The sequence below is a fragment of the Aeromonas sp. Y311-2 genome, assembly GCF_027706025.1.
Lineage (GTDB): Bacteria > Pseudomonadota > Gammaproteobacteria > Enterobacterales > Aeromonadaceae > Aeromonas > Aeromonas veronii.
Genome location: NZ_JAPDCL010000002.1, coordinates 42,732 through 66,831, shown reverse-complemented (window position 1 = coordinate 66,831; position 24,100 = coordinate 42,732). Strand labels below are relative to the sequence as shown.

General features: G+C 55.8%; 23 protein-coding genes and 1 riboswitch. Of the genes, 6 read left to right on the top strand and 17 right to left on the bottom strand.

Going from position 1 to position 24,100, the window contains the following annotated elements:
• Nucleotides 1-169: 169 nt before the first annotated feature.
• The gene (locus tag OKC42_RS02290) at nt 170-1,048 is read right to left on the bottom strand and encodes a DUF2726 domain-containing protein (RefSeq protein WP_100654058.1); all 879 of its coding nucleotides are present in this window, start codon (nt 1,046-1,048) and stop codon (nt 170-172) included.
• A 196-nt stretch (nt 1,049-1,244) separates the two neighbouring features.
• Here OKC42_RS02290 and OKC42_RS02285 point away from each other — a divergent pair, with 196 nt between their 5' ends.
• The 3 genes from OKC42_RS02285 (at nt 1,245) to ppx (ending at nt 5,384) form a co-directional block, all read left to right on the top strand.
• Nucleotides 1,245-1,760 (top strand): glycine cleavage system protein R, encoded by a 516-nt coding sequence (locus OKC42_RS02285; protein ID WP_047437655.1) that lies wholly within the window; start codon nt 1,245-1,247, stop codon nt 1,758-1,760.
• 74 nt (nt 1,761-1,834) lie between these two features.
• A complete protein-coding gene (ppk1, locus tag OKC42_RS02280; protein ID WP_005350671.1) occupies nt 1,835-3,904 on the top strand; it encodes a polyphosphate kinase 1 in 2,070 nt (689 codons plus the stop codon).
• A complete protein-coding gene (gene ppx / locus OKC42_RS02275) occupies nt 3,894-5,384 on the top strand; it encodes an exopolyphosphatase (RefSeq protein ID WP_100654059.1) in 1,491 nt (496 codons plus the stop codon). The genes ppk1 and ppx overlap by 11 nt, the downstream gene beginning before the upstream one ends.
• 60 nt (nt 5,385-5,444) lie before the next feature.
• Here ppx and mgtE read toward each other — a convergent pair whose 3' ends face one another.
• The 14 genes from mgtE to OKC42_RS02205 form a co-directional block, all read right to left on the bottom strand.
• Nucleotides 5,445-6,788: a magnesium transporter gene (mgtE, locus tag OKC42_RS02270; protein ID WP_270819029.1), complete on the bottom strand. Its 1,344-nt coding sequence runs from the start codon at nt 6,786-6,788 to the stop codon at nt 5,445-5,447.
• 122 nt (nt 6,789-6,910) lie between these two features.
• Nucleotides 6,911-7,080, bottom strand: a riboswitch (M-box (ykoK) riboswitch).
• A 183-nt stretch (nt 7,081-7,263) separates the two neighbouring features.
• Nucleotides 7,264-8,469 carry a flagellar hook-associated protein FlgL gene (gene flgL / locus OKC42_RS02265; RefSeq protein WP_270819028.1) on the bottom strand — a complete coding sequence of 402 codons (1,206 nt, stop codon included), beginning with the start codon at nt 8,467-8,469 and terminating at the stop codon, nt 7,264-7,266.
• 4 nt (nt 8,470-8,473) lie between these two features.
• Nucleotides 8,474-10,477, bottom strand: coding sequence for a FlgK family flagellar hook-associated protein (locus OKC42_RS02260; RefSeq protein ID WP_270819027.1), 2,004 nt, complete (start codon nt 10,475-10,477; stop codon nt 8,474-8,476).
• A gap of 3 nt (nt 10,478-10,480) precedes the next feature.
• On the bottom strand, nt 10,481-11,554 hold the full coding sequence (gene flgJ, locus OKC42_RS02255; RefSeq protein WP_270819026.1) for a flagellar assembly peptidoglycan hydrolase FlgJ: 1,074 nt from the start codon (nt 11,552-11,554) through the stop codon (nt 10,481-10,483).
• A gap of 43 nt (nt 11,555-11,597) precedes the next feature.
• A complete protein-coding gene (locus OKC42_RS02250) occupies nt 11,598-12,695 on the bottom strand; it encodes a flagellar basal body P-ring protein FlgI (protein ID WP_005350664.1) in 1,098 nt (365 codons plus the stop codon).
• A gap of 8 nt (nt 12,696-12,703) precedes the next feature.
• Nucleotides 12,704-13,375 carry a flagellar basal body L-ring protein FlgH gene (gene flgH, locus OKC42_RS02245; RefSeq protein ID WP_005350662.1) on the bottom strand — a complete coding sequence of 224 codons (672 nt, stop codon included), beginning with the start codon at nt 13,373-13,375 and terminating at the stop codon, nt 12,704-12,706.
• Nucleotides 13,376-13,389: 14 nt separating this feature from the next.
• Nucleotides 13,390-14,178, bottom strand: a complete 789-nt coding sequence (gene flgG / locus OKC42_RS02240) for a flagellar basal-body rod protein FlgG (RefSeq protein WP_005334158.1) — start codon at nt 14,176-14,178, stop codon at nt 13,390-13,392.
• Between the two features lie 15 nt (nt 14,179-14,193).
• Complete coding sequence (gene flgF / locus OKC42_RS02235) at nt 14,194-14,940, bottom strand: flagellar basal-body rod protein FlgF (RefSeq protein ID WP_005334159.1); 747 nt, start codon at nt 14,938-14,940, stop codon at nt 14,194-14,196.
• Between the two features lie 144 nt (nt 14,941-15,084).
• A complete protein-coding gene (gene flgE, locus OKC42_RS02230) occupies nt 15,085-16,452 on the bottom strand; it encodes a flagellar hook protein FlgE (RefSeq protein WP_100654063.1) in 1,368 nt (455 codons plus the stop codon).
• A 10-nt stretch (nt 16,453-16,462) separates the two neighbouring features.
• Entirely contained in the window at nt 16,463-17,203 is a 741-nt protein-coding gene (locus OKC42_RS02225) for a flagellar hook assembly protein FlgD (protein WP_110302906.1), read from the bottom strand.
• A 15-nt stretch (nt 17,204-17,218) separates the two neighbouring features.
• Nucleotides 17,219-17,638 carry a flagellar basal body rod protein FlgC gene (gene flgC, locus OKC42_RS02220; RefSeq protein ID WP_194496725.1) on the bottom strand — a complete coding sequence of 140 codons (420 nt, stop codon included), beginning with the start codon at nt 17,636-17,638 and terminating at the stop codon, nt 17,219-17,221.
• Nucleotides 17,638-18,036 (bottom strand): flagellar basal body rod protein FlgB, encoded by a 399-nt coding sequence (gene flgB, locus OKC42_RS02215; protein ID WP_005334169.1) that lies wholly within the window; start codon nt 18,034-18,036, stop codon nt 17,638-17,640. Before flgB ends, flgC begins: the two co-directional genes overlap by 1 nt.
• 295 nt (nt 18,037-18,331) lie before the next feature.
• A complete protein-coding gene (locus OKC42_RS02210; RefSeq protein WP_005350656.1) occupies nt 18,332-19,156 on the bottom strand; it encodes a CheR family methyltransferase in 825 nt (274 codons plus the stop codon).
• 17 nt (nt 19,157-19,173) lie between these two features.
• Nucleotides 19,174-20,085 carry a chemotaxis protein CheV gene (locus tag OKC42_RS02205; RefSeq protein ID WP_005334174.1) on the bottom strand — a complete coding sequence of 304 codons (912 nt, stop codon included), beginning with the start codon at nt 20,083-20,085 and terminating at the stop codon, nt 19,174-19,176.
• Nucleotides 20,086-20,229: 144 nt separating this feature from the next.
• On the opposite strand from OKC42_RS02205, the gene flgA reads away from it, so the two are divergent.
• The 3 genes from flgA to OKC42_RS02190 all read left to right on the top strand — a co-directional run bounded on the left by flgA (nt 20,230) and on the right by OKC42_RS02190 (nt 21,738).
• The gene (gene flgA, locus OKC42_RS02200) at nt 20,230-20,913 is read left to right on the top strand and encodes a flagellar basal body P-ring formation chaperone FlgA (RefSeq protein WP_270819060.1); all 684 of its coding nucleotides are present in this window, start codon (nt 20,230-20,232) and stop codon (nt 20,911-20,913) included.
• Between the two features lie 91 nt (nt 20,914-21,004).
• Nucleotides 21,005-21,325: a flagellar biosynthesis anti-sigma factor FlgM gene (gene flgM, locus OKC42_RS02195; protein ID WP_005334177.1), complete on the top strand. Its 321-nt coding sequence runs from the start codon at nt 21,005-21,007 to the stop codon at nt 21,323-21,325.
• Complete coding sequence (locus OKC42_RS02190) at nt 21,322-21,738, top strand: flagella synthesis protein FlgN (RefSeq protein WP_040066163.1); 417 nt, start codon at nt 21,322-21,324, stop codon at nt 21,736-21,738. Before flgM ends, OKC42_RS02190 begins: the two co-directional genes overlap by 4 nt.
• Nucleotides 21,739-21,774: 36 nt before the next feature.
• Here the strand turns inward: OKC42_RS02190 and yfcE are convergent, their stop codons facing one another.
• Both yfcE and OKC42_RS02180 read right to left on the bottom strand, forming a co-directional pair.
• Entirely contained in the window at nt 21,775-22,317 is a 543-nt protein-coding gene (gene yfcE, locus OKC42_RS02185; protein ID WP_158111119.1) for a phosphodiesterase, read from the bottom strand.
• Nucleotides 22,318-22,327: 10 nt separating this feature from the next.
• A complete protein-coding gene (locus OKC42_RS02180) occupies nt 22,328-23,965 on the bottom strand; it encodes a peptide ABC transporter substrate-binding protein (RefSeq protein ID WP_270819025.1) in 1,638 nt (545 codons plus the stop codon).
• Nucleotides 23,966-24,100: the final 135 nt, after the last annotated feature.

Below are 24,100 nucleotides of genomic sequence, written 5' to 3'. Positions count from 1 at the left end.
GACGCATTGTCAAAAATTGTCGTATTCAGGCTAAGTGTATCGACAGAAACGAGAGATTAGATAAATTTTGCCGAGGAATTTTCTGCATTGGCGCCGTTAACAAACGCCGCCAATAGCGGAAAGAAAACTGCCCTCGTCAGAGGGCAGCATGGGACACGGTGAAGCGCATTCAGTGGCGATTATGGTGGTGTGGCGCCGCGTAACGACACTCGGGAAAACGGCTGCAAGCCAGAAAGAGTCTACCGGCGTGGGGGCCTTTTTTCGCCTCCCGCTCCACCAGCGGCGCATCGCAACGGGGGCAGTGGTGTACTTCATGCTCCTCGTCATCCTCTACATCGGCGAACAAACCATCGACCAGTTCACCCTCACTCTGCGGCGTCTCCACCACCCCCTTGGACTGGATGACGGGCTCGTGAAATGGCGCGGGCGAGATCGCCTCGGCATGGGCAGTGCGGCCACGCATCCCGGCACCGACATCCACGCCGTCCAGCAACAGAGGGTTGAAAGTCGGCTCGCGGCGCGCCCCGTGCGGCAAATCGTCGATCAATGGTTCGCTGGTTTTGACCAGCAGCGGCAGGATCTGTTCGCGCAGCTCTTCCACCAGATAGCTGGCACTTGCCGGGATCTGCAGCAACGGCAGACCGGCGCTGTCGCAGGCGGTTTTCAGAAAGAGATCCCGCGCCTTGCGCTTCTGGTGACGATGGGAGCTGTCATCGAGTTCGATGGCGCAGATAAAGGAGAGATCCGCGGGGTGGCAAAGCAGATAGTCGAAATGCTTGGCGCTGATCTTGTTGAAGTACTGCTGCCATTTGCTTTTGCCGATCCCGGCCTGCGGCGTCAGCACATCGGCCACCCGCACCTTGGCAAAGACCCGGGCCTTGTCACCCACCGCCAGATCCAGCACCCCGAGGAAGGATCGCTCGGCGGGACTGAACAGGGTCTCCTGCATATCATAGGGCAGGCGCTTTTGCTGTCTGCCTCTACTCCAGAAGATCGCCAGCACAAGCAGCGCCAGCAACAACAATCCCGATAGGACAAGGGTATTCATGAGAGCACGATCCAGTTCACGACACGAAAGGGGAATTACTTTACCACAGCCGCCACGGAGCAAGGCAGCAGACCCGTGTATAGAAAGTGAAAAGTCCCGTCTTTTTATCTATTTGTCAGCAGGCGGGGGTTCATATGACCAGTCCCAGCAGGCACAATAGGGATAGAGCAAGAAATCCCATTTCAAGGAGAGCAGGATGCAAAAGCAATTGGTGGTCACCGTGATCGGTGCAGACAAACCCGGGATCGTCGAGAGTCTGGCAGCAGTCATCAGCCGCGAGCAGGGCAACTGGCTGGGCAGCGCCATGAGCGAACTGGCGGGCCAGTTTGCCGGTATCCTCCATGTCTCTGTTCCCGATGAGCACTATCGGAGCCTGTGCGAAGCACTGGCCCTGCTACCGGGTCTTACCATCAGCTTTGCCGAAGGAACACCTACCGCCGAGCCAGCCCATCAAGTCATGATGACGGTGACCGGCAACGACCGCCCCGGCATCGTCCATGAAGTAGCCAGCATCCTGCGCCAGCTCGAGATCAATGTGGCCGATCTCACCACTGGCTGTGAACCGGCTCCCCACTCCGGCGCCCCGCTCTTCTATGCCCATGCACTGGTTGCCCTGCCCGACGGGCTCGCGATGGATACGCTTATCACCGCGCTGGAATCCCTCTCCGACGATCTGGTGGTAGACATCGACGAAGCGTTCAGCGAGCAGTAACAACACTGTCATTTATTTGTCATATATTAACGCCATAACTGCCGCGCAGACGCGACCTGAAACAGAGGCACAAGATGAGCACCGACAAGCAGTATGAAGAGAAAGAGCTGAGCTGGCTCTCATTCAATGAACGGGTGTTGCAAGAGGCAATGGACAAGACGGTGCCCCTCATCGAGCGGGTTCGTTTTCTGGGGATCTTCTCCTCCAACCAGGATGAATTCTTCAAGGTACGGGTATCGGACGTCAAGCGTCGCATCCTCATCAATGAAGTACATGGTGGCGACGATGAAGCAAAAGTGCTGCTGCGTGCCATCCAGCAAAAAGTGATGGCGCTCGGTGAAGCGTTCGACAACACCTACAAGGAGCTGTTGATTGCGCTCGCTCGCCACAACATCTTCCTGGTCAACGAGAACCAGCTCTCTGATGCCATTCAGAAGTGGCTGCGGGTATTCTTCAAGGAGAAGGTGCTGCGTCACATCATCCCGATCCTGCTCAACAAAGAGGTCAATCCGGTCAAATTCCTCAAGGATGAGTACACCTATCTGGCCATCGAGATGAAGAAGAACGGTCAGGTGATCCAGTACGCCCTGGTTGAAGTGCCGACCGACGACCTGCCCCGCTTCTTCCAGCTGCCGCCGGAAGGGACCCGCCGCAAGAAGCAGATCATCATTCTGGATAACGTCATCCGCTTCTGCCTCGACGAGATCTTCAAAGGCTTCTTCGACTACGATGAGATTGCCGCCTATGCGGTGAAGCTGACCCGGGATGCCGAATATGATCTCTCCGACCAGCTGGACTTGAGCCTGGTGGACAAGATGAGTGACGGCTTGAAGCAGCGCCTCACCGCCATGCCGGTGCGCTTCGTCTACGAGCGGGAGATGCCCGCCGCCATGATAAGCTTCCTCAAGCTCAAGCTGCAGATCAGCTCCTACGACGCCATCATGCCGGGTGGGCGTTACCATAACTTCAAGGATTTCATCGGCTTCCCCAACGTGGGTCGTGACTATCTGGAAAACCCCAAGCTGCCGGCCCTCGATTGCCGCGATTTTGACGGCTTCGTCAACGCCTTCGATGCGATTACCAAGCAGGATATCCTGCTCTACTACCCGTACCACAAGTTCCACCACTTCACCGAGCTGGTGCGCCAGGCGGCGTTCGATCCGGCGGTGAGTGCCATTCGCATCAATATCTACCGGGTCGCCAAGAAGTCACGGATCATCCATTCCCTCATCGATGCCGCCAACAACGGCAAGAAGGTGACCGTGGTGGTCGAGCTGCGCGCCCGTTTCGACGAAGCGGCCAACATCGACTGGGCCAATATTCTCACCGATGCCGGGGTCAAGGTGGTGTTCGGGGTGCCGAGCCTCAAGATCCACTCCAAGCTCTGCCTCATCACCCGCCACGAAAATGGCGAGGCGGTGCGCTATGCCCATATCGGTACCGGCAACTTCAACGAGAAGACCGCCAAGATCTACACCGACTTCTCGCTGCTGACCCGCAATCCGGACATCACCGCCGAAGTGGAAGGGGTGTTTGAATACATCGAGTACCCCTATAAGCGTTACAAATTCAACCACCTGCTGGTCTCCCCCATCAACAGCCGCCGTCAGCTCTATCGTCTCATCGACAACGAGCTCTCCAACGCCAAGGCGGGCCAGCCGAGCGGTATCATCCTCAAGATCAACAATCTGGTGGACAAGGATCTCATCAACCGGCTCTATGCCGCCGGTCAGGCCGGGGTGCCGATCCAGATGATCATCCGTGGCATGTGCGCCCTGCGCCCGGGTGTGCCAGGTCTCAGTGACAACATCAAGGTGATCAGCATCATCGACCGCTTCCTCGAGCACCCTCGGGTGATGGTGTTCCACAACAAGGGCAACCCCCAGCTCTATATCTCCAGCGCCGACTGGATGAGCCGCAATATCGACGGCCGTATTGAGGTGGGCACCCCCATTTATGATGAGCGCCTCAAGCAGCGCATCATGGACATTCTCGAACTACAACTGAGTGATACCTGCAAGGCGCGGGTCATTGATGCCGACCAGCAGAACGAATATGTGAAGCGGGGCAACCGCCGCAAGATCCGCTCTCAGGTGGCGATTTACGACTATCTCAAACGTATCGAGTCAAACAATGGACAATAGTCTCTATGCCGCCGTGGATCTCGGCTCCAACAGTTTTCACATGGTGATCGCCCATCTGAGCGAAGGGCGTTTTCGTATCGTCGATCGCATCAAGGAGCGCGTGCGGCTGGCGGAAGGGATGGATGAGCAGAAACGAATGAGCCCGGAGGCGATGGAACGCGGCCTCGCCTGTCTGTCACTCTTTGCCGAGCGGCTCACCAACATCAAACCGGATCAGATCCGCATCGCCGGTACCTACACATTGCGCCGCGCCAGCAACGCCCGCGAATTTGTGAGTGAAGCGGCCAAGGTGCTCAACCACCCCATCGAGATCATCAGCGGGCAGGAAGAAGCACGCCTCATCTATCAGGGGGTTGCCCATACCCAGCATATCGAGGGCCAGGTACTGGTGATCGATATCGGCGGCGGCAGCACCGAGCTCATCATCGGTGAAGGGTTTGAACACAAGGCCCTCACCAGCCGCAAGATGGGCTGCGTCAGCTTTACCCAGAGCTTCTTCGCCAGCGGCAAGCTGAGCGACAAGCACTTCACCAATGCCGTGCTGGAGGCGCAGCACCAGCTCGCCCCCATCGTCAACCAGTACCGCAAGCTGGGCTGGCAGAGCTGCCTTGGCAGCTCAGGTTCCATTCGTACGGTACGGGATGTACTGCAGGGTGAAGGGCTGACTGACGGCAGCATTACGCTGGAGGCGCTGGAGCGGCTCAAGGCGCTGATGATTGAGCGCAAGCGAGTGGATAACCTCAAACTGGTCGGGCTTACCGAGGAGCGTCAGGAGGTGTTTGCCGCTGCGGTCGCCATCCTGCTCGGGCTGTTTACCTCGCTGCCCATCGAGCGGCTCGACTACTCCGATGGCGCTCTGCGCGAAGGATTACTGTATGAGTTTGAGGAGCGCTTGCAGCACCACGATATCCGTGAGCGCACCGCACAAGCGCTAGGCACCCACTACCGGATGGATCGCAAACAAGCAGCCCGGGTGGAGCAGAGCGTGCTGACGCTGTTTGATGCCCTGCAAGAGCCCTGGCAGATGGAGATAGAGCCCTATCGCGCCATTCTCGGCTGGGCGGCGCGGCTGCACGAAATTGGCCTTGCCATCAACTACAGCGGCATTCACCGCCACTCCGCCTATATCCTGCAACACACCGACCTGCCTGGCTTCAACCAGGACGATCAGGCATTGCTGGCCGCGCTGGTGCGCTTTCAGCGCAAGGGGCTAAAACTCTCCGAGCTGCCGCCCCTGCCCAACCACGACATGCAGACGGTGCTGCGTTGCATCCGTATCCTGCGCCTCGCAGTCGCCGCTCACCACAAGCGGCAGGACAACCTGCTGCCTGAGTGGAAAGTCGCAGTGCAAGGGGATCAGCTGGTCGTGACCCTGCCGATCGACTGGTGCGAGGAGAACCGTCTCCTGATGCAGAATCTGGAGAAGGAGCATCGTTATTGCCAGGAGCAGGGCTGGCCACTGTTGTTCCAGCTCGGCTAAACCGGAAAGATAAATGCAAAAGGCAGCCCAATGGCTGCCTTTTTCATCTCAATCTCCCGGTTACTGCAACTCGGGCAACAACCACTTGGCCATCTCGAAGTAGATGATAAGGCCGGTACCATCCACCAGTGTCGCGATGAATGGCGCAGAGACCACCGCCGGATCGATGCGGAAACGGCGCAGCACCATGGGAATAATGGACGCGACCGTAGCACTCCAGAGCACGATGGCGATGATGGTAAAGGTCACCACCATGCCAATCTGGGGACCGACGCCGAGACTCCATGCCCGTACCCAAGCCGCCATGGCAATGGCACCCGAGATGAGCAGACCGGTGGAGAGCTCCTTTTTCAGCACTGTGCCGAGATTGCGCAGACTCACCTCCCCGACCGCCATGGCTCGTACTATGGTGGTGGTGATCTGGGTGCCGCTGTTACCACCAGTACCGATCAGCAAGGGGATAAAGAAAGCCAGCGCGATGGCCGCTTCCAGCTGCTCCTCAAATGCCCGCAGCACGGTGCCGGTGTAGGCTTCCGCCACAAACAGGATAAGCAGCCAGCCCACCCGTTTGCGCCACAGCTGCCAGGGGGTCGCCTGCAGATAGGGAGTATCGAGCGGTGATGATCCTCCCTGCATCTCGGCATCCTCGGTGGATTCGAGCTCCAGAATATCCGCCGCATCATCGACGTGGAAAATACCGACCAGTCGCCCCTGATCCTCGACCGGCAATACCGACAGATCGCGGTCGATGAGCAGGCGCGCTGCCAGCTCCTGATCGGCTCGGGCGTTGATCCGCACCGTCTCCCGATCCATCAGGGTCGCGACACTGGCCAGCGGGTCGGCGATCAGTAAGGTCTTGAGGGAGAGGCTCCCTTGCAGACGACCGTCCCCGTTGACCACATAGATATGGCGAAACAGCTGGGCATTGTCCCAGGCATCGTGGATCAGCTGTTTGGCGTGACCGACCGTGTCCTCCTCCCGCACCGCCAGATATTCGTGGCGCATGTTGGCCCCCACCGACTCGGTGGGCCAATCCAGCAGGGAGTAATAGATGGCCTGAGCCTGGGTCGGGAAGCGAGCCAGCAACATGGTGCGATCCTGACGACTCAGTTTGCGCAGGATGGCGACCATATCACGGCGGGGAATGGCCTCCTGCAACACGCTGACGATGCTGCCATGGAGCCGCTGCAACAGGCGCCCGGCACTCTCGGCCGAGAGTGAACCAAGCAGTGCGGCCCCTTGCGGGATTGGCAGGGTATCAAAGATGCAGTTGAGCTCTTCCGGACGCAGGGTCAGCAGTTGATCGGCGCGCTGAACCGGATCCAGATTATGTTCCAGCCAACCCTGCAGGGCGGCCAGATCGAGCAGTTGGTGACGGTTAAGAATGGTATGTGTTTTCTTCATCACAGATATCCTCATGTGATTTCAGGCGAGCCTGAATGCCTCCGGAAATAGCCGGGTGCAACGACAAGAAAACAGCAATTTGATTGACGAGTAATAGGCAGGAAATGACGCCGTTCGGCGTGTCATCATCCCCACGTACCAGCTTTAGCACTGTATAACGTATCCGGCATGCCGGAAGCCACTTGGGTTTACACCTTAATCCGATGAAAACTGTCCTGATCTTGGGCGTCTCTGGACGTCGTGAGATCAGTGGCCTGTGTTTATACAGGAGCCTCGCCTAACGAGATGCTGCAAATAATTCGCACAACCCTCTGTTGTGCGGGCGGCATGATTATCCAATCCCGCAGGGAGGTCAACCCCGCAGCTCCCATTAAATGGGCAACGGCAACAGCTTGTTACAATTGGCAGGAGATGACACGGAACCAATTTTCATAGTCTGGACAAAATAAAAGGCCCCAAAGGGGCCCTTCTTTAATTAGCGAATATAGTCAAATAGCGTCAGACGACTTATTTTGCTGAAAGAGAGTTGCGAGGCACTCAATGCCGCATCCTCTTTTGACAGCGCGGAAATCACTTCATAGAGATCCGCTTCCGATACCTTGGCTCTCGCCTCGGCGTTGAGGGTACTCAACCCCTCGTTAGAATCCATGACTGCCTCGAGACTGTTCATCCTGCCACCCAACTCCCCCAATCCATGATCGATATTCAGACGAGCATTTTTCATATGGACGGTAGCATCGGCTACTTCCAGCGCAAAGTTGTCAGCGGTAATAGCGGGATCACGCAAGGCGGTAATAAAATCCGACATACCATTCAATATGTTGTCATTCTTCGGTGGATTAAGATCAAACTGCTCAGAACTGCCCGCAGGCGAGCTGACGGTCAACTCCAATCCATTGAAAGGGATCTTGGTGCCAGCAGTGTAGTTACCCGTTTGCAGGGTAGCACCACCGGCATCCTTGATATCGTAGGTATCCGGTGGGCCTATGGTGGTTGATACGGTATAGGTATTACTGGGCAGTGCCGAGTTATAATTGGACTTATAGAAATTATCAAAGTTACCCTGATCGCCTATCCCAACCTTGATATTTGCTGTGGTTGCACTGGCGGTTCTTCTGGTCGCCACGATTTCAAACAGATCTTGCCCGGAATCATTGGCAGCAATTTGTACCGTGGGTGAGACCTGAATATTTCGCTGACCAGGGTCACCCTGATAAATATATTTTCCGTTAGCGTCTTTTATATATGGCTGGGTCTTGCTCTGATTGCCGCCAAATATAAATTCACCCGAGGAGTTTTTGCTATTCATCAGGTCAAACATCTGCTGCTGCAACCCTTCCAGCTCGCTGGCTATGGCCTTGCGATCATCCATGCTGATAGCGCCATTATTTGACTTCTGGATCAGAGTCTGGGCACTAAGCATCGCATTGTTAATCGACGTTAATACCGTCTCCTCATGCCCCAGGCTGTTTTCCAGCAAGCTGCCATTGACACTGTACTGCTTGAACAGGTCGATCTCCTTGGTCAGTGCCATCTTCTGGCTCATCCCCGCAGGATCTTCGCCGGCAGTCTGAAATTTATTGCCGGTTTGCAGCTGTTGATAGGCAGTATTCAACCGCTCGTTGGCACTGTTGAGGGAATAGATATTCCGGTCGTAGATCATGTTGGTGGTGATGCGCATGACGTTACCTCACGGAAGAGAGCAGTGTATCGAAAATGGTTTTGGCCGTGCTGACGATTTGCGCCGATGCCGCATAGGATTGCTGGAAGCGGATCAGATTGGCCGCCTCCTCCTCCAGATTGACCCCAGACACGCTTTCAAAGATGCCGGTGCTCTGGATAAGCTTGGACTCATTGGCCTTGAGCAGCGTTTTTGCCTGACTGGTATTGTTACCCACTTCCATCACCAACCCGGAATAGGCCTGATTGAAGGTCATCTTGTCGTTGGTCGTCCCACCATTGGTGCTCTTGCGCACCAGATCCTTGTTTTGCAGCTCAGCCAGAACCAGGCCATTGCTGTTATCGGCAAAGCCATTGCTGTTGTAACTGAGCTTGAAGCTGTCACCGGCATCCACCGTTCCGGTGATGCTGAACTCGTAGCCTGGCGCCTGTTTCGGGTTGGCATAGACTGCAGCTCCGGCGGGGAAAGGGTTGACGATCGCAGACATCAGGTTTTGCCCCTTGCTGCTCGCAGGGGCAGTGCCAATCAGGGTCGTGCCATCGGCTTGAAACACCTGATAGTTACCGTTGGCGTCAATCTTGACGACCTGAGGCGCTGTCGGGCTCAGACTATTGGTACCAAAACCTGACCCTGCACCTGTATTGAATACGCCACCCAGTTTGATATCAGCCCCGCCGCCATTATTGGTGGTCTTTTCCGCTTTAAGCGGAGAGGCCAGGGCCAAATCTTCCGGTCGGGTGATCAGCTGACCCAGACCGGCGGCCGCACTTTTGGTCGGTTGCAGCAACAGTCTGTCACCCGCAGCCGGCGCACCGGTGAGATCGATTGAAATGCCGTGACCCGTGAGTTCAAACGTTGCAGGAGGGGTCGTGCCAGTCGCCACAGAGGTTCGATTACCAGACTTGTCCAGCGAGAACACCTCATAACCGGTGGCGCTGCTAAAGCGCACTTCGTAATCAAACGGGGTCACTGATGTCCCCTTGCCCGGCACGAAGCTGACATTCGCCCCGACCGTCCCGGTGTTATTGCCGTAGGGTAAGCCCTTGCTGGCAGGCAGGGTGAAAATATCGCCGCCAATCTCGTTATCCAGATCCATCCCGAGGCGGTTCTGCTGGTTCATCGCATCGGCCATCGCCACGGCCAGCTGCCCCAGTTCGCGCTTGGTAGGCTCAAGGTCGGTACGCGCCTTGAACAGCCCCCCCATGGCGCCACCAAACGTATCGTGGTCGATGGTTGCCTGATTATCCCCCAGAGTCAGTTGCAGCTCCTGATCTCGGGAGTCAGGATCTCCTGCAATCACCTTGAACTGGGCGACGCCCCCATCGAGGATCAGCGAATGGCCGGTGCTCATATTGACCAGCATGCTGCCGTTGGGTTGGGCTACGGTACGAATATCCATCTTCTCCGACAGCTGGCGGATCGCCTCATCCCGCTGATCAAACAGCATCAGGTTCTCTTCGGGTGACCCCTGAGTGCGGATGATGGCCTGATTAAGATCATTGATGCTGATGAGCAGGCTGTTGACCTGCTTGGTTTCATCTTCAATGCGGGTGTTGAGGGTATCGCTCTGCTTGTCGAGCTGCGCCGAGAGGGTATGAAAACGGTTGACCATGCCACTCAACTCCGTCATCACCACCTTGCGCCCACCGATCTCGGCAGGCGATTCATTGGCAGAGTGAAATGACTTGAAGTAGGAGGTGATGGTCGCCCCCACGCTGTTGCTGGTATCCCCAAGCAAGCTGTCAACGCCAGCCAACTGTTCATAATGGGTCAGGGAGGCATGATAGGCGGAGGTATCACGGCGCACCTCCCCCTGCATATAGTCGTTGATTACCCGCTGGGTCTTGATGTCACCGGTCCCCAGACCGATGGTATTGGTATACACCAGCGTACGCTCACGCACATAGCCCTGGCTATTGACGTTCACTATGTTGTTACTGGTGGTCTGCAGCAGGCGTTGCTGTGCCAGCACGCCCGATGAACCAATCCCAAGCAGGTCGCTTGCCATACGTTACAGCTCCATCTCGTTGTATTGGGCAATGGCATCACTGCGCAATACCTGTTTCAATTTTCTGGCGTAGTGCGGGTCGGTGGCATAACCCGCCTGTTGCAGCGCCTCAAAGTAGCGATCGGGACTATCCACCTTCGCCAGGGCTCCCTTGTAGCGAGAGCCGGAAGTGAGGAAGTCCACGTAGTCATTGAAGCTCTCTTCAAACGACTCATAGGAGCGAAATGCCGCTTTCTGGCGGGAGGCGACGCCTTGCTCATACTCAAGCGTGCTAACCACCGCCTTTGGCCCTTCCCAGCGCGGATCGGCCTTGATGCCAAACAGGTTATGGGTCACCTGCCCCTCGCCATCCTTGATCACCCGCTTGCCCCAACCGCTCTCCAGTGCCGCCTGAGCGACCAGTACCGCCGGGCTTAACCCCAGCTTGTCGGCCGCTTTCTTGGCCAGCGGCATCAGGCGATTAACAAACTCTTCCGGCGTATCGAACTCCTTGCCCCCACTACCGGTGGCACTGCCCTCTTCGCTGGCCATGCGTCCCATGGGCGGAATGCTGCGGTGCGGTCGACGGGGCATAGTGAGTGCGTGGCTCTCCTTGACCTCCTCGGTCATCTCTTTTTCAGCAAAATCTTTGCCAACTTTTGATGCTGCGATCAAATCATCGGCCGCCGCCGTGGGGGGCTGATAGGGTTTGTAGGTCCGTTCGGTGCGCTGCGGCATCTTGAGCACCCGTCCATCCTGATGGGTAAAGGTCTCGGGAGAGAGCTGCCTGGCCACCATGTCAGCCAATCCCAGTCCCCCCTTGCTGGACATGTCGGCAACCCGCTGCTCATCCAGCATCCCTTCATAGAACTGGGTATAGCTGCTGTTCATCGGGTTGTCCTGAGTCAACACCCCGTTGGCCTGACGCATGCTCTGAAACAGCATCTGGGTAAAGATTGACTCGAACTGGCGTGACGCACTCTTGAGCGCTTCGGCCTGTCCCTCTTTGCTTTGGCTCATCTGGCGCAGACGGTCCAGGTTCTTGATGTCCTGTACCATCCCGAGATTCATGCCGCTGTTGCTGTCAAACTCCGCCATTTTGCTTACCTCATTGCCACCCGTGGCAACCACTTGCCGCTTGTTACAATATGACCAGTTGCCCCTCGATGGCGCCTGCCTGCTGCAGCGCCTCAAGGATGGCCATCAAATCACCGGGGGCGACCCCGACCTGATTGACCGCCCGGACCAGATCGTCCAGGGTCGCACCGGTATCAAACTTGAACATTCGCCCCGGCTCCTGCTGGACATTGATGGTCGAGTTGTTGGTCACCGTCGTCTCTCCTCCTGCCAGCGGGTTGGGCTGGGAGACCTGCTGGTTTTCGGCGATGGTCACCGTCAACCCGCCATGGCTGATGGCCGCAGGTTTGAGCTTGACCTGACTGCCGATCACTATAGTGCCGGTGCGGGAGTTGACGATGATCTTGGCCGCCTCGTTGGCCGGATCCACTTCCAGATTCTCGATGGTCGCGAGATATGAGACCCGCTGACCCGGATCCCGCGGGGCATAGACCTTGACCGAGGTAGCATCGAGCGCCTGAGCGGTATTGGGCCCCACCAGATCGTTGACCACATCGGCCAGACGGCGCGCCGTAGTAAAGTCGGGTCGGTTAAGGTTGAAGGTGATGGTGTCCCCCTGACTGAAGGAGTTGGGCACCTCCCGCTCCACGGTCGCACCGTTGGCAATCCGCCCGACGGTCGGGGTATTGATCACTACCTTGGAACCATCAGCCCCCTCGGCCCCCAGACCACCAACCACCAGACTACCCTGCGCGACCGCATAGACCCGCCCATCGAGCCCTTTCAGGAAGCTTTGCAGCAGAGTGCCGCCCCGCAGGCTCTTGGCCTCGCCAATGGCAGAGACCGTCACGTCGATGGTCTGGCCCGGCTTGGAGAAGGGGGGCAGGTCGGCATGGATCGCCACCGGCGCAACATCCTTGATCTTGGGCTTGATGTTATCCGGCACCTTGATGCCAAAATTGTTTAGCATGGTACGGAAGGTCTGCTCGGTGAAGGCGTTGTTCTTCTCGCCAGTACCGGGCAACCCCACCACCAGACCGTAACCAATCAGCTGGTTGTTACGCACCCCTTCAACCGAGCTGATGTCCTTGATCCGGGCCGCATTGGCCACGCCCAAGGGCAGCAGACAGCAGAGCAGTGTGACAAGACGGAGTGACTTCATAACATCTCCTAGAGCGGCCACCAGGGACCATTGAAAAAGCTGGTAAGCCACCCTTGCTCCTGGCTATTGGCCAGATCGCCGGTACCACCGTAGTAAATGCGGGCATTGGCCACTTTCTGGGACGAAACACTGTTATCAGACGTCACGTCCTCCGGGCGAATAAGGCCGGTGATCCGGATATATTCATTGCCATTATTAAGCATGATCCACTTCTCGCCGCGCACCACCAGATTGCCGTTGGGCAGTACCTTGGCCACGCTGACCGAAATATTGCCCTGCAGGCTGTTGCTCTGATCCGCCTTGGCCTGGCCCTTGAACGCGCTGTCTTGAGCAATGGAGGCTGAGAGATCATAGGGGCTGGCGGTCACGGGCACGCCACCCAACTTGACCGGGTCCAGATTGAACTTGTTATTCTTGCCACTCTGGGTATTGGCCTTTTTCGAGGCGGAGGTCGACTCCGACAACTCGATGGTAATGATGTCGCCTACCTTGTGTGCCTTGATATCCGAATAGATGCCATTGACCTGATCCGGCTGGAAAATCGCCCCTGTCGGTCGCACCGACACCGGCTCCGACTCCCCGTAGACGGGGGAAAACTCGGGATCATCAGGCTTGGGCGTATTGGGAGTGCTGCTACACCCTCCCAGCACCAACAATCCCAGCATCCATACGGCTTTCATCATGCACCTCCTAATTAGGTACGCTGGATCAGGAAGGACATCATGCCGTCCACGGCGGAGAGCACCTTGGAGTTCATCTCGTAGACCCGCTGAGCCTGAATGAGGTTCACCAGCTCTTCGGTCACGTTGACGTTGGAAGTCTCCAGCATCCCCTGCTTGATCACCCCCAAGCCATCGGCACCGGCAGTCCCCTGAGCGGCAGCACCACTGGATTGGGTCTCGACAAACATGTTCTCCCCCATCGGCTGCAAGCCGCTGGCGTTGACGAAGTCGGAGATGTTGATCTGACCGACGACCTGAGAAGCGCCATCGCCCTTGAGCTGCACCGAGACCTGACCATCTTCACCCACCGTAACGCTCTGGGCGTTTTCCGGGATCTGGATTTCCGGTTGCAGCGGGTAGCCATTACCCGGCGTCACTATGGTCCCTTCATCGTTGAGGGTGAACTGACCGTTACGGGTATAGGCCGCACTGCCATCCGGCAGCTGAATTTCAAAGTAGCCACGACCACTGATCATCAAATCGAGCGAGTTGTCAGTGGTTTGTACGTTACCCTGACTGTGGTTTTTCTGGGTCGCCACCACCTTGGCACCCGCCCCCAGCATCAAGCCGGAGGGGAGCTCGGTATCGGCAGAAGAGCGGCCACCAGGCTGGTTGATGTTTTGATACAGCAGATCTTCAAAGATGGCCCGTGACTTTTTAAAGCCCACGGTGCTGGCGTTCGCCAGGTTGTTCGAGGTAACCGAAATATTGGTCTGCTGTGCATCCAACCCGGTCTTGCTGATCCAGAGTGCAGGATTCATAGTGTAACTCCTTGATTAGCTGATTCGCAGCAGTTGGGTTTGAGCTTCATCATTCTCTTCGGCCGTCTTCATGATTTTGACCTGGGTTTCGAACTGGCGTTGCAGCCGGATCAGGTTGGTCATCTCATCCACCACATTGACGTTGCTCCCTTCAAGGGAGCCAGCAATCAGGCCGACATTGGCCGAGGCGGGTTCATTCTGGCCATCCTTGCGGCGAAACAGACCATCTTGGCCCTTCTCCACCGCATCGGCGGCAGGGTTGACCAGCTTGATCCGCTGAAAATCTTCCGGCAAGTTGGCGGCAGCCCCTTCCGGTCGACCGCTGATGGTGCCATCCCGATTGATCTCGAGTTTCTCCATCGGCATCGGCAACACGATTGGCTGACCGCCGTCATCAACCACATTCAGGCCGGTCGAGGTTTGCAAGTTGCCGGTCGCATTGACCTGCAAATTCCCCATGCGGGTATAGGCCTCGCCGCCCTTTGGATCCTGCACGGCAATCCAGCCCGGACCATCCACCGCCACGTCCAGATCCCGTCCGGTGGTCATCAACATGCCATGCTGCAGGTTCTGACCCGGGCGCTCAGCCATGGCAAACACCCGGCTTGGCAAGCCCTCTCCGAACGCCTGCATGCTTCTGGCCTGCTCAAAATCGGACTTGAAACCGGTGGTATTGGCATTGGCGAGGTTGTTGCCCCGAACAGCCAGGCTGTTCATGGTCTCTTTGGCCCCGGACATGGCGATATAAAGCAGGTGATCCATGGAATTCTCCGTCAAACAGATGACTCTGACAGGAGAAATGCAATTAGAGTGCCAACAGCAGAGATATGGGGGGAGAAGGAGGATGGGAATGCGACAGAAACAGAGAGGGGGCCAAGCCCCCTCTCATTATCATTTATTGCGCGATTAACGGATCTGCAGGATGGTCTGCTGCAGCGAACTGTTGACCTCCAGAGAACGAGAGTTGGCCTGGAAGTTACGCTGGGCAGTGATCAAGTCCACCAGCTCGGAGGTCAAATCCACGTTGGACTGCTCCAGCGCCGATGATTTGATGGTCCCGAAAGTACCCGAGTTCGGCGTCCCCGGCAAGGCATCGCCAGAGAGCAGAGACTGACGCCAGGAGGTATCGCCAACCTGAGTCAATCCTTGCGAGTTGGCAAATTTTGCCATTGCCACCATGGCCACTTTGATGGTGGTTGCGTTACTGTAAGTCGCGGACACGATGCCGTCCGGAGTGATCTCCACCTTGGTCAAACGGCCGACAGTGGAACCATCCTGAGTCAACTTGTTGACTTCAAACGGTGAAGCATACTGGGTCACCGTTCCGAAGTTGATATCCACCTGCTGAGTGGGATCTGCACCATTGGTGATAATGCCAGCACCTGCCGGGGGCGCGGCTCCCAATTGCTCTGTCTTGATGGTCGCCGGTGTAGTCGGGGTAATCATCTTGCCATCAGCCCCGAAGGTCACTCTTGCACCAGCAGGCGCCTGACTCAAACCAGTTGCCATAGTGGGTGTGACACCACCGACAATATCAATAGGCTTATCACCTTGGTAGAGGTACATACGCCAAGCTGTAGGATTGGCGGGTTTGGTCAGATCTGCCGGGTCAGCCTCTTTGACAAAATATTGCGTGATGGTATGCGGCTCACCCAGTGAGTCATAAATCACCACAGAAGTTGAAGAGGAATATGTTTTCGAATCTTTGGGGTCAAAAGTAGAGGCATCACCCACCGCATTACCTGCGGGCAGGGGCGCCGCTGTCGATGGCAGGTTGAAACTGGCGTCAATCTTGGTTGTCTTGATTGGTTCACCGGCCTTGTCAGGTATCTGAATCGGCTTGGTCGCATTGATACTTACCGCCTTAGGCGTGCCATCGGCGTTGATTTCGTAACCTTGCAGATAATGGCCCTGATTGTTGACCATATAGCTGTTTTCATTGAGCTTGAAGGCACCGGCACGGGTGTAGGTGCGATCCAGATTGGTCAGACCGTCAGAGGTCACAAAGAAGCCGTTACCCTGAATAGCCAGATCCAGTGCGTTATTGGTAAATTGCAGCGCCCCTTGGTGGAACTGCTGAGCAACCGCACCTGTCGCCACACCGTTACCGACCTGGGTCTTGGCATTGACAAAAATGGAGTTGGCGTAGACATCCGCAAACTCGGCACGGGACTCTTTAAAGCCCATGGTGTTAACGTTGGCAATGTTGTTGGCGGTGACGTTCAAGTCTTTTTGTGCCGCGTTGACACCGCTCAAGGCATTGTTAAATGACATATCCAGCTCCTTAGATCGATGCTGTCGACGTGGTTTTTGACGGTGTAACCGTCTGGTTTGAATTAGTTCCTGAAATTTGCAAGATGCTACTCAACAGCGTGCTACCCAAGCCTTTCACGTTAAGCATTGTCGGATTGCTCGCATTGCCCAGCGCCACACTATCCACCTTGCCGTAAGCATAAGCAGCAATACTTTCGGATTTGCCATCCAGAGTACCGCTTGCCTTAATCACATATTTACCTGACTTGACCCGCTTTCCATCTTTGTCTGTGCCATCCCAGGCAACTTCAACGTTGCCTCGCTGCTCCCCTTCGAGAGAGAATTCCTTGATAACCTGGCCTTTTTCATCTTCGATGGTGACCTTGACGCTCGAATATTTATTCGTCGTTCCCACAGCCACAACACCGGGGAGAGAGCCCTCCTTATCCAGATAGCCGGTATTGCTCTGCAACAGCACATTTTGTCCCACCAATGCGGAGGCTTGCAGCGCCTGACTGGAGATCATCTGGTCATTAAGCTTACCCATCTGAGTGGACAAACTGCTGATCCCCTCAGATGTCGACATGGATGCCATCTGGGAGAGCATCTGGGCGTTATCAACAGGCTTGAAAGGATCCTGATACGACAGCTGCATGGTCAGCAGCTTTAGAAAGGAAGCCTGATCCAGCTCTTTCTTGGGCGTCGTGGTGGTGCCTGTCGCCTGGGTCGTGGTACGGCTTATACCGTTAGCACTGTTGGTTGTATCGACCATGCTGCATCCCTCCTATCAGGACTTGCCAAGCTGGAGCGTCTGCTGCAGCATCTTCTTGGCCGAATCTGCAACCTGTACGTTGGTCTGGTAGCTGCGCGAGGCGTTGATCATGTCGGCCATCTCTTCAACCATGTTGACGTTTGGCTTGAAGATAAAACCGTCTTTATCCGCCATCGGGTGGTTGGGATTGTACTCCTTGAGCAGTGGCGCCTTGCTCTCGACAATCCCCTTCACCTCAACCCCGACTGAGCCCTGCTTGTCAGACATCGCCTGCTCGAGCTGGGCGGCAAAGACTGGCCGCCTGGCGTGGTAAGTATTTTCCACACTGGAGCTGACGCTGTCCGCGTTGGCCATGTTGCTGGCAACCGTGTTGAGGCGCACTGACTGTGCGCTCATAGCCGAGCCTGCTATGTCAAAGACCTTGAACAAACTCATCACTGCTCTCCTTTCAGGGCCTTTAGCAGGCCACTGATCTTGCTATTCATAAATTCAAGGGAGGTTTGATACTCGAGGCTATTACGCAGAAATTCGCTGCGCTCCTGCTGCACATCGACTGTATTGCCGTCACCGGTATCCGGTTGCAGCGGGTTGCGATATTGCACGGTACCCGGGGCGTCCATATTCAAGGCAAAGTGCTTTTCGCTGGTCGTTGCCAAACCAAAACCCTGATGCGACTGAGCCTCCTGCAATGCCTGAGCAAAATTGATATCCCTGGCTTTGAAGCCCGGGGTATCTGCGTTGGCAATATTGCTGGAAAGCACCTCAGCACGCTTGGCGCGAACGCTTATGGTGTGTTGATGCACACCGAATGCCTTGTCAAATGAAAGAGCCATAGCACACCTCCTGCTTGGTTTATTTTGTCTGCAAGAGGTGTGCCATAAGCAAATCTCTCAGTTCGATGGTTTGGGTATGAGCACATTTCAGACCGAAAACAGCAGGAGCATCTCGTGCCTTGAGTCAGACGGCATCATTTGGCCACCTTAAGGTTGCAACCACTTTTACAGTGGCGAGATATGGTAGGTAAATAGAAAGACTGAGCTGTAGATTAAGAAAGAGGGAAGCTCGTAGCTTCCCTCTTTGCATGAACTGGCAATATTCGGCAGACCCCGAATATCAAGGCCATCAGGCCTATTTGACCTTGTAGACAATCCCCGGATTGCAGCGGATCATCTCGAACCGGTCGGTCAACCCGGCCAGTGACTCCGACGCGCCCAACATCAGATATCCACCGGGGTTGAGACTGGCAGCAAACTGGTTGAGGATCTTCGACTTCACTTCCGGCGCAAAATAGATAAGCACGTTACGGCAAAAGATAATGTCAAACTTGCCGAGCAGACTATAACTCTCCAGCAAGTTGAGTGGCCGGAAGGTGGTCAATTTTCTGACTCGCTCGGCAACCCGCATCTTGTTATCACCGTAAGGCTCAAAAAACATCTTCTTGCGCTCCGGTGACAAACCGCGCGCCAGAGCAAGGCTATCGTAAACGCCTTCCTTACACTGATTGAGCATGGTCGTCGAAATATCCGTCCCGACAATCTGCACGCCACCAGGCAAGGTCCCCGGCTTTTTCATCTGCTGTTCCAGTGCCGTCATGGCAATGGAATAGGGTTCCTGACCTGACGAGGATGCAGCCGACCAGATCTTGATGGGGCGGCCACTTTTCCCCAACTCGGGGAAAATCTTGTCGGTAAGAAGCTGAAACGGATAGGTATCACGAAACCAGAGGGTCTCGTTGGTCGTCATAGCATCCACCACGGCCATTTTCAGGTCACGCTCTCGCACACTCATTGCACGGGTAACCAGATCAGACAGACTCTCGATGCCAAACTGAGCCATCAAAGGTGAAAGACGGCTCTTCACCAGATACTGTTTGTTATCCCCCAGCACAATTCCGCTCTGTACCGCCAGAAAGTTGCTGAACTGTTTGTATAAGTCGTCCGAAAGTGTCTTCATGCAGCTGTTCTTCTTTATTAGAGTGCGTTTTGTACGGCCTTGGCCAATTCATCAGGCTGGAACTTGGCGATAAAATTGTTCGCACCAACTTTCTGCACCATTGCCTGGTTGAATACTCCACTGAGCGAGGTATGCAGAATAACATGCAAATCCTTGAGATTGGGATTATTCCGGATCTCGGCAGTGAAGGTATAGCCATCCATTTCCGGCATTTCGATATCCGAAATAACCAGCGCAACCTGATCCTTGATAGGACCATTTTTGGTCATTTCCAGCAGCATGTTCAATGCTTCGCGGCCATCTTTTGCCAACACGCACTCGACACCGATAGCCTCAAGCGCACGTTGTACCTGTTTGCGTGCCACTGAGGAGTCATCCGCAACAAGAACAGGACGCCCCAGAGTCGGGTGGTCGACGCTGGCCTGAACCAACTCCTCACTCACATCCGTTGCAACCGGCGAAATTTCGTTCAATATCCGCTCAACATCGAGGATTTCGACCAACTCGCCATCGACTTCTGTCACGGCTGTCATGTAGTTGATGCGACCCGCACCTTTAGGCGGAGGCAGGATGGATTCCCAGTTCATATTGATAATGCGCTCGACCGAATGCACCAAAAAGCCCTGAATAGAGCGGTTGTACTCGGAGATGATAATGAAGCATTTGCTCAGATCATCAATCGGGCGTTTGCCAACCGCCATGCTGAGGTCGATGACCGAGATAGTCTGGCCACGAATATGTGCGACCCCGCGGATGCAGGAGTTCAGTTTGGGCATCACGGTCAAGGGGGGACACTGCAACACTTCACGCACTTTGAATACGTTGATGCCAAATCTTTGACGTCCATTGAGACGAAACAACAACAACTCCAGCCGGTTTTGCCCCACTAGCTGGGTACGTTGGTTGACCGAGTCCAGGATACTGGCCATAAACACTCCCTAAAAACGCTTGGCATTAATCATGCATGCGTGATGGATTGCGTCAGACTATCGATGTGACAACGAACAGATTCTGAAGCAATCATAGTTAAATATGGTGATATGCGTGAACAACTTATCGACCAACGAGCGAAAATGATTAACCGACTTTTACTCATCAGCCTCTTTTTTGGCAGCATATCTCCCAGCTACGCCTCGGACGTCACTACTTATCTGCAAGAAAAGGCACAAGAGTTCGTTTACAGCCAGCTGGATATTCCGTTGGATGCCAGAGCCGAGGTTACCTCTGCCACACTGGATGAACGGCTCCCACTGACCCGCTGCGAAGACCTGCTCACTATCAGCTTACCAGCAAAAATGGAAATTCGCCGTAATACAACAGTTTACCTTAAGTGTGAGGAAGACAAACCCTGGGACGTCTATCTCCCGGTGCGGGTCAGCATTCAAAAGCCCTATGTCACTGTGACCAACCCCATCGCCAAGGGGGACCTGCTGAGTGAAAGCCAGCTGGTGTTGGCCTATCAGGATCAGACCCTGATCCGCGGCGACTACCTGACTGACACAGCCCCTCTTGTCGGAGTACGCAGCAAGAGGGAGTTAAAACCGGGGCAACCCATCCGTTTGAGCCAGGTTTGTGTCGTGTGCAAAGGGGATCAGGTCACCCTGACGGCAGAAAACAGCAACTTCCAGATCAAAACCATGGCCCGAGCCTTGCAAGATGGCAGCTTCGGAGAGATCATCAAACTCGTCAATATTCGCTCCGGCAAAACCGTTGAGGGTAAAGTCAGTGCAGTAGGTGCCGTATCGGTCACTTTTTAAATCCGGATCCTTGACAACTTTTTTCTAAAGTTTTGATCTGCCGCACCGATATACAGGTAAGCAAACCTTAAAGCAGACGAAGGTAACTAAAATGGCCATCAACAATATCAACAACTTGGCGAATAATCGGTTGCAAAATACCGCTAATAGCCAGGGGACAGGCAGCAAGTCAGTCACCTCATCGCCCGAAAACAAAGCGGCTACTGTCAAGCTGGACTCCGTCTCCTTGACCAGTGAGGCGCAACAATTGCAAAAGATGCAACAAAACCTCAATACCGCCTCGACCGGCAATGAGAGCAAGGTCGAACGGCTGAAAAAAGCCGTCGCGAGTGGCGAATATCAGGTTAACAGCGACGCTGTGGCCAAGAAGATGTTCAGTTTTGAGGCCAATCTGGACAAAGTTCTGGGATGATGGACTTACCTTCGTTACTGCACACCCAAGATGATTATCTCAGCCAGATGCAAGGCATTCTGGAAGAGGAGTTCAGCTTGCTCGAACAGCATCAGGCACTGGCCCTGCCCGCACTGACCGAGCGCAAACAGCAGTTGCTTGCTGCGATAGAAACTCTGGACAAGACTCTCGCAGAGATGCCGGAACTGGCACTGCAGCTGGCAGCCTATCCCGACGAGATGGCACAGCTTCGTGCAAAACTGGATGCCTGCCAGGCACAAAATGATATCAACGGTCGCTTGCTTGAATTGAGCATCGTCTCAAACCGTCGTCTGGCAACCTTTCTGAGTCAGCTGCGCGATCGCAACAGCCTGACCTATGACGCCAAGGGTAACACTCGCTCTGGCACCCGCTCCTACGGTATCAAGGCCTGACATCTCTTATCAGGCCTTGCATTTTTGCTCTCGGTTTTAAAGCACCAGTCGCAACAACTCTCGCCCGTCCTCACACGCATTAACGCGCAGTACCCCGTCCTCATAGCTCCCGTAACTGGCAGGCAACTCGCCGCGCGGGAAACAGATCGACCCCGGGTTCATCAATACCCGCTCCCCCTGCCACTCCAGCACCGGCACATGGGTATGGCCGCTCAGGAACAGACTGCCCACAGGCAGCTGTACCTCGTCCGGGCGATAAAGATGGCCATGGCTGACAAACCAGCGCCGCTCATCGATCAGCAACTGGTTGTAGGGGGCTGTGATGGGAAAGCGCAACAGCATCTGATCCACTTCGGAATCGCAATTGCCCCGCACCGCGATGATCTGTGGCGCCAGCTCGTTGAGCCGATCGGCCACCGCGGCCGGGTTATACCCTTCCGGCAGAGGATTGCGCGGGCCATGGTTGAGCAGATCGCCGAGCAGCAGATAGTGGTCCGGCTGCCAGGGCTCAAGTTGGGTCAGCACCCGCTCCAGCGCAATGATGCTGCCGTGGATGTCGGAAATGATGGCAAGTTTCATGAAATGCTCCTCACTGCGGGCTGAAATAGAGATCCTTGGTGGCAATCGTCCCTTTCAAATTCTGGCTGGGCAGCCCTCGCAGCGCGGGATCGACCAGTCTCATCTGATTGTAATGATACACGGGGAGGATCGGCGCCTCCTCAAGCAGCAACTGTTCGGCATGCCGGTAGAGTTCAACCCGGCTCGCGCTGTCCAGCGTATTGGCTGCCTGCTCCAGCAGCAGATCAAAGTCGGGATTGCAGTAGCCGCTCTCGTTGCGCAGATCCTGACAACGGAAGCTGCCCAGCATGGCTGACGGCTCCACGTAATCGCCAAACAGGAAGCTTCTGGCCACCTGAAAATCACCGCTATCCTTTGCCACCTGATAGGCGCCCCACTCCAGACTGTTGAGGGTGACCTGCACCCCCAGCTTCTGCCACATGGCGGCAATGGCCATCGCCATCTGCTTGTGGGTTTCGGCGCTGTTGTAGGTAATGCTCAGCTTGAGTGGATTGGCACTGTTATACCCGGCCGCTGACAGCAACGCTGCCGCTTTGGCCTGGCGGGTTGGCATATCTTCAAGCGCCACAGGCAATATCACCCGGGGGTAACCCGGCATCTCCGGCAACAGCGACCATGCTGCCTGTTCATCCTGCCCGCTCACCGATCCAATGAGCTGCTGTCGATCAACCGCCATGGAGAGCGCCTGACGCACCCGCACATCCTGCAGTTCGGGGCGCTTCAGATTGAACGCATAGAGATAGGTACCAAACAGCGGCAAGCCCCAGAGCCGCTCCGGAGACTCGCGCTTCATCTTTTGGTAATAGCCGAGGGAGACCTTGTTGGTGAGCTGTATTTCACCAGCCTCATAGCGCAGCCGTTCGGCATGTTGCGAAGTGATAGGCAAATAGGTGACCTGTCCGATACGGGTGTGAAGGTCATCCCAGTAGTGGATATTGCGCTCGGCTTCGATCCGCTCGTTCGGCGTCCAACTTGTCAGCCGGTACGCACCATTGCTCACCAACTTGCCGGGCTCGGTCCACTGCTTGCCAAACTGGGCTATCGCCTTCTGATTGACCGGCACAAAAGGGCGCTGACTGATGAGCTGCAGGAAATAGGGAGCCGGCCGCTCCAGAGTGATTTTCAGGATCTGATCGCTTTGCGCTTCAATGCCCAGATTGCCGAGCTCCAGCGCACCGGCATAGATGGATTGCGCATTGTTGATCCCCGTCGCCAGCAGCAATCCGGCAGAAGGGGAGTTGATGGCCGGATCGAGCAGACGGCGCCATGCATAGACGAAATCAGCGGCCACCAGCGGCTCGCCATTGGACCATTTCAGTTGAGGGCGCAGGAAGAATCGCCACTCCAGCCCATCTTCACTCACCTCCCAGCGCTGTGCCTGAGCAGGGACGATATGCCCCTGACCATCTTCGCTGACCAGCCCTTCAAACAGATCGACCAGTACCGCCTCCCCCGGAAAACCGGAGCGCACCAGCGCCGGATCCAGCGACTCCGGCTCGGCACCGTTGCCCTTTACCAGGGTTTGCCGATCGGCAAGCAGGGGCTGCTGCTCAACGGTGGTGGCATGGGCCAGGGGCCCTGCCAGCACGGCAAGCAATAGCGGGGAGAGCCAGCGTTGCGCCAGCTTGGGGAAGAAACCATACCTCATGACAAAACCTCGAATAACACCACTGCAGGAGGGGAAGGCCGACGGCGCGCCTGATGAATGCCTGATGCCGCTCTTGTTATCCCCGAAAACGCCCCGTATTGTATCGGGCTTGCCCGGGAGATGGAGTCTTTCGGG

What these genes read in the sequence shown, in the direction of transcription:
- flgF (WP_005334159.1), bottom strand. Translation starts at nt 14,940, where the DNA reads ATGGATCACCTGCTTTATATCGCCATGTCCGGGGCCAAAGAGACCATG.
- flgG (WP_005334158.1), bottom strand. Translation starts at nt 14,178, where the DNA reads ATGAATCCTGCACTCTGGATCAGCAAGACCGGGTTGGATGCACAGCAG.
- flgE (WP_100654063.1), bottom strand. Translation starts at nt 16,452, where the DNA reads ATGTCATTTAACAATGCCTTGAGCGGTGTCAACGCGGCACAAAAAGAC.
- OKC42_RS02180 (WP_270819025.1), bottom strand. Translation starts at nt 23,965, where the DNA reads ATGAGGTATGGTTTCTTCCCCAAGCTGGCGCAACGCTGGCTCTCCCCG.
- flgC (WP_194496725.1), bottom strand. Translation starts at nt 17,638, where the DNA reads ATGAGTTTGTTCAAGGTCTTTGACATAGCAGGCTCGGCTATGAGCGCA.
- flgL (WP_270819028.1), bottom strand. Translation starts at nt 8,469, where the DNA reads ATGCGCATCACCACCAACATGATCTACGACCGGAATATCTATTCCCTC.
- OKC42_RS02210 (WP_005350656.1), bottom strand. Translation starts at nt 19,156, where the DNA reads ATGAAGACACTTTCGGACGACTTATACAAACAGTTCAGCAACTTTCTG.
- flgJ (WP_270819026.1), bottom strand. Translation starts at nt 11,554, where the DNA reads ATGGCGGAGTTTGACAGCAACAGCGGCATGAATCTCGGGATGGTACAG.
- OKC42_RS02290 (WP_100654058.1), bottom strand. Translation starts at nt 1,048, where the DNA reads ATGAATACCCTTGTCCTATCGGGATTGTTGTTGCTGGCGCTGCTTGTG.
- ppx (WP_100654059.1), top strand. Translation starts at nt 3,894, where the DNA reads ATGGACAATAGTCTCTATGCCGCCGTGGATCTCGGCTCCAACAGTTTT.
- OKC42_RS02260 (WP_270819027.1), bottom strand. Translation starts at nt 10,477, where the DNA reads ATGGCAAGCGACCTGCTTGGGATTGGTTCATCGGGCGTGCTGGCACAG.
- OKC42_RS02250 (WP_005350664.1), bottom strand. Translation starts at nt 12,695, where the DNA reads ATGAAGTCACTCCGTCTTGTCACACTGCTCTGCTGTCTGCTGCCCTTG.
- OKC42_RS02285 (WP_047437655.1), top strand. Translation starts at nt 1,245, where the DNA reads ATGCAAAAGCAATTGGTGGTCACCGTGATCGGTGCAGACAAACCCGGG.
- OKC42_RS02205 (WP_005334174.1), bottom strand. Translation starts at nt 20,085, where the DNA reads ATGGCCAGTATCCTGGACTCGGTCAACCAACGTACCCAGCTAGTGGGG.
- mgtE (WP_270819029.1), bottom strand. Translation starts at nt 6,788, where the DNA reads ATGAAGAAAACACATACCATTCTTAACCGTCACCAACTGCTCGATCTG.
- flgH (WP_005350662.1), bottom strand. Translation starts at nt 13,375, where the DNA reads ATGAAAGCCGTATGGATGCTGGGATTGTTGGTGCTGGGAGGGTGTAGC.
- ppk1 (WP_005350671.1), top strand. Translation starts at nt 1,835, where the DNA reads ATGAGCACCGACAAGCAGTATGAAGAGAAAGAGCTGAGCTGGCTCTCA.
- flgM (WP_005334177.1), top strand. Translation starts at nt 21,005, where the DNA reads ATGGCCATCAACAATATCAACAACTTGGCGAATAATCGGTTGCAAAAT.
- flgA (WP_270819060.1), top strand. Translation starts at nt 20,230, where the DNA reads ATGATTAACCGACTTTTACTCATCAGCCTCTTTTTTGGCAGCATATCT.
- yfcE (WP_158111119.1), bottom strand. Translation starts at nt 22,317, where the DNA reads ATGAAACTTGCCATCATTTCCGACATCCACGGCAGCATCATTGCGCTG.
- flgB (WP_005334169.1), bottom strand. Translation starts at nt 18,036, where the DNA reads ATGGCTCTTTCATTTGACAAGGCATTCGGTGTGCATCAACACACCATA.
- OKC42_RS02190 (WP_040066163.1), top strand. Translation starts at nt 21,322, where the DNA reads ATGATGGACTTACCTTCGTTACTGCACACCCAAGATGATTATCTCAGC.
- OKC42_RS02225 (WP_110302906.1), bottom strand. Translation starts at nt 17,203, where the DNA reads ATGGTCGATACAACCAACAGTGCTAACGGTATAAGCCGTACCACGACC.